General features: G+C 74.7%; 4 protein-coding genes. 2 read left to right on the plus strand and 2 right to left on the minus strand.

Translation table 11 applies throughout. The features are described from left to right. Together DVA66_RS22155 and DVA66_RS18045 are read left to right on the plus strand one after the other, a co-directional pair. Window positions 1-115 (plus strand): DCC1-like thiol-disulfide oxidoreductase family protein (locus DVA66_RS22155; RefSeq protein WP_114561284.1); only part of this gene is annotated, 115 nt, incomplete at its 5' end. Window positions 116-247: 132 nt separating this feature from the next. Further along, entirely contained in the window at window positions 248-1270 is a 1023-nt protein-coding gene (locus DVA66_RS18045) for a DMT family transporter (RefSeq protein WP_114561285.1), read from the plus strand. 21 nt (window positions 1271-1291) lie between these two features. Here DVA66_RS18045 and DVA66_RS18050 read toward each other — a convergent pair whose 3' ends face one another. Next, complete coding sequence (locus tag DVA66_RS18050) at window positions 1292-2383, minus strand: HD domain-containing protein (protein ID WP_114561287.1); 1092 nt, start codon at window positions 2381-2383, stop codon at window positions 1292-1294. A gap of 53 nt (window positions 2384-2436) precedes the next feature. Continuing rightward, entirely contained in the window at window positions 2437-3453 is a 1017-nt protein-coding gene (locus DVA66_RS18055) for a hypothetical protein (protein WP_157974105.1), read from the minus strand. Window positions 3454-3818 lie beyond the last annotated feature (365 nt).

Here is a 3818-nt window from a genome sequence, read left to right on the forward strand (position 1 = left end):
GGCCCGCCTCGCCGCGGCGGTGCTGCGGCTGCCACCGGTGCGGCCGCTCGCCCGGGCCGGCTACCGCTGGGTGGCCGACCACCGCTACCGGCTGCCGGCGCCACGACGCCGCTGATCCCCGGTCCCCCTGCACCGAGCCGGAGCGCGATGGCCGACGCCGGTGGCCCTGCTGGCGACGCCGGGCGAGCGCCGAGGCGTGGGTGGACGGCGGGGAGGCGTCCCGGCGGGACGGTCCTAGACTCACCAGGTGAGCCGAGCCGTCCACCCCGACACCACCTCCCGCACCTCGACGACGCCGCTGACCCCGGCCACCGCGAGCACCCGGATGAAGGCCCTCACGGTGCCGGCGATGCTGGCGATCGGTGGGTTCGTGTCGGTGCAGTCGCTGATCAACGGCCAGCTCGCCGCCGGCCTCGGCACCGGGTTGCGGGCCGGGGCGCTGGCTGCGGTGATCAGCTTCGGCTCGGGGCTGGTGCTGCTCACCGCCTGGGTGCTGCTGCACCGGCCCAGCGGACGGCGCCTGCGCGGGCTCTACCGGGGCGTCCGGGCCGGTGACGTGCCGCTGCGGCTGCTGCTCGGCGGGCTCTTCGGTGCGGCCTTCGTGGCGTCCCAGGGTCTGGCGACCGGGCTGCTCGGGGTGGCGCTGTTCATCGTCTGCTTCGTCGCCGGGCAGTCGGTGACCGCCCTGCTGGTCGACCACTTCGGCTGGGGCCCGAGCGGGCGCACGGCGATCTCGCTACCCCGGCTGTTCGGGTCGGTGCTGGCCGTGGTCGCGGCGGTGCTGTCGGGCGTCCAGGTCGGGCTGAGCTCCACCTCGGTCACCCCGGCGCTGGTGCTGACGGCCGCGCTGCCCCTGCTCGCCGGGGCGGGCACCAGCATCCAGCAGGGCTTGAACGGCCGCGTCGCGGTGCACGCCGGACCGTGGCCGACCACCTGGAACAACTTCCTCGTCGGGACGGCCGGGCTGCTGGTGTTCCTGGCGCTGTCGTTCCTCGCGCCGGGCGAGCTCGTCGGGCTGCCCGGGCAGTGGTGGCTCTACCTCGGCGGGCTGTTCGGGATCGCCTTCATCTCGCTGTCGACGGTGATGGTGCGGATCCACGGCGTGCTGGTGCTGGGGCTCTGGGCGGTCGCCGGCCAGGTGGTCGCCGCGGTGGTCATCGACCTCGTGGTGGCGCCCGAGGAGCTCGGTCCGCTGAGCTGGGTCGCCGCCGGGCTCACCCTGGTCGGCGTCCTCGGGGCGATGACGCTGCGGGCCCGCGGCGTGCGCTGACCCGCCCCCCGCGTCCGCCGGCTACTCGGTGGCGTCGATCCCCTGCGGCAGGTCGTCCCGGTCCCAGTCGAGCAGCCGGACGGCCGTCTCGAAGGCGTAGCGGTCGGTCATCCCGCCGACCCAGGTGACCGCGGCCCGCACCGCCTCCTCGCTGCCGGCGTCGAGGGCCGTCTGACCGGGCAGCAGCTCCGGCCGGTCGACCAGGTGCTCGACCAGGGCGTGCAGCACCCGCACCACCGCCCGGGCCTGGGCGACCGAGGCCGGGCGGGTGTAGATCCGCTCGTAGTTGAAGGCGCGCAAGCTGGCCAGTGCGTGCGCGGTCTCGGCGTCCATGCCGACCCGGCCGTGCTGCACCACCGAGCCGATGACGGCCCGGATGAAGGTGCCGAGCTGCTCGCGCTGGCTGCGCCCGCAGCGTCGGAGCACCTCCGCCGGCACGTCCTCGGCACTGATGATGCCGGCGCGGATGGCGTCCTCGAGGTCGTGGGCGCAGTAGGCGATCCGGTCGGCCCAGGAGACGATCTCACCCTCCACGGTCGCCGGCGCCGGCCGTGACCAGGAGTGGTTGCGGATCCCGTCGAGGGTCTGGCTGCACAGGTTGAGCGGGGTGAGCACGACGTCGGCCCCCCACGGCCCGTGGTCGTAGCCCTCGGGGAGGAAGGTGTCGAAGGCGTCCTCGCTGGCGTGCCCGCCGGGCCCGTGGCCGCAGTCGTGGCCGAGCGCGATGGCCTCGGTGAGGGCGACGTTGGCCCCGATCCCCCGCGCGATCGAGGACGCCACCTGCATCACCTCCATGGCGTGGGTGAGCCGGGTGCGCTGGTGGTCGTCGGGCCACACCACCACCTGGGTCTTGCCGGCCAGCCGGCGGAACGCGGTGGAGTGCAGGATCCGGTCGCGGTCGCGCTCGAAGCAGGTGCGCTCCGGATCCGGCTCCTCCGGGCGGGCACGGTCGCCGGCACCGGAGGCGAGGGTGGCGCCCGGGGTCAGGGTGGCGGCCTCGATCTCCTCGCGCGCCTCGCGGGTCAGCGGGCGCGGCGGGGCGATCAGCGCGGTGCTGTCGCGGTGCGCCCGGACGACCGGCGTCCCGTCCCCCGGCGTCTGGTGCCCGGCCATGGTGTCGGCCCAGGCGACCGCTCGCGGCAGCAGCGTGGTCGTCTCCTCGGTGCTCATCGCCCGCCAGGGTAGTCGCGCCAGCCACTCTCCCCACCCCCCTCCGTCCGCCGGTTCGAGGTGATACCGGACGAACGGGCGTCCGCCCTCACCTCGAACCCCGCAGGCGCGCCGCGGCGGAGCCCGCGACGTACCTGGTCGAGGAACCGGTCCGGCTGCAGCCGCAGACCGACCAGGTCGATCCGCAGCACCCGGTCGTCACCGAGCGACACCTCGTTGCGGCTGAGGTTGTCGGCGCTGACCTGCAACCCCTCGCGGTGCTGCACCCCGTCCACCTCGACCACGAGGCCGTGCTCCTCCCACCGCACGTCCAGGTACATCCGTCCCCCGGTCCCGTGCACCACCACCTGTCGCGTCGGCTCCGGCAGGCCACGCTGCCGGCACAGCCGGGCGAAGTCGAGCTCGCCGAGCGACTCCACGCCGCAGGTCAGGTAGCCCACGACGTCCCGCACGAAGGCCCGGCGACGCCGACCACGCAGCTGCCGCGACCGCTCGAGGAGCTGTTCGGGGCTGGCGAGCCGCTGCTGCACCACCATCAGGAGGACGAGGGCGGCCTGCCGGTCCGTCCGTGCCCAGTAGGCGGCACGCAACGCCGCCACCGCGGGCGTCGTCCGAGGGATCCCCTGCTCGACGACCTCGCCAGGCACGCGCCGGATGACCTTGTGCACCCGAACCCCCTCGAGCCGGCGGACGTCGTGGCGGTGCACCACCGAGACGTGCACGTCGTCGTCCTCGAAGTTCCGCAGACCCGCTACCTGCAGCGCGGTGACCCCGTCGAGCACCGCGATCGACGCACCCGTCTCCCACAGCGCCGCCCACCGTCGTCCGTCGACCGACACGGCACCGCGGTGCGGGACCACCGTCTGCGTCCCGGCGACGTGCCAGCGCCCGTGCGCCACCTGGTGGCGGATGTGGCCACGCTGGACCCCCAGCTCGCGCAGGACGCGGCGGCTCACCACCCCACCCGTACCCGCCGCTGCCGCCAGCACCTGCTCGTACCGCTCCCGTCTCACCCGTGCACCGTGCGCAGTGGGGCGCCAACCTGCCGCCCGCCCGCTCCGGCTGTGCACGGCTCCCCCCTGTGCACACCGCCACCGCCGCTCGTGCGCGGGGTCGAGGTGAAAGCGGACCGCGGGATACGCGGAATCACCTCGAACGCGAGAAGGGAACCCGCTCACCCGTGGGTCGAGGTGATACCGGACGACAGCGTGTCCCGTACTACCTCGACCGCGGCGAGGGGACACCGCTCGAGCGCCGGGTCGAGGTGGAAGCGGACGGTGGAGTGCGCGGGATCACCTCGAACCGGCCGGGGGGGTGGGTGGGCGGCGGGGATCAGCCGCCGGAGACGTCGTCCTCGGCGGCGGCGAGGTCGAGCTCG

This window comes from Desertihabitans aurantiacus, from assembly GCF_003344635.1.
GTDB classification, from domain to species: Bacteria; Actinomycetota; Actinomycetes; order Propionibacteriales; family Propionibacteriaceae; genus Desertihabitans; species Desertihabitans aurantiacus.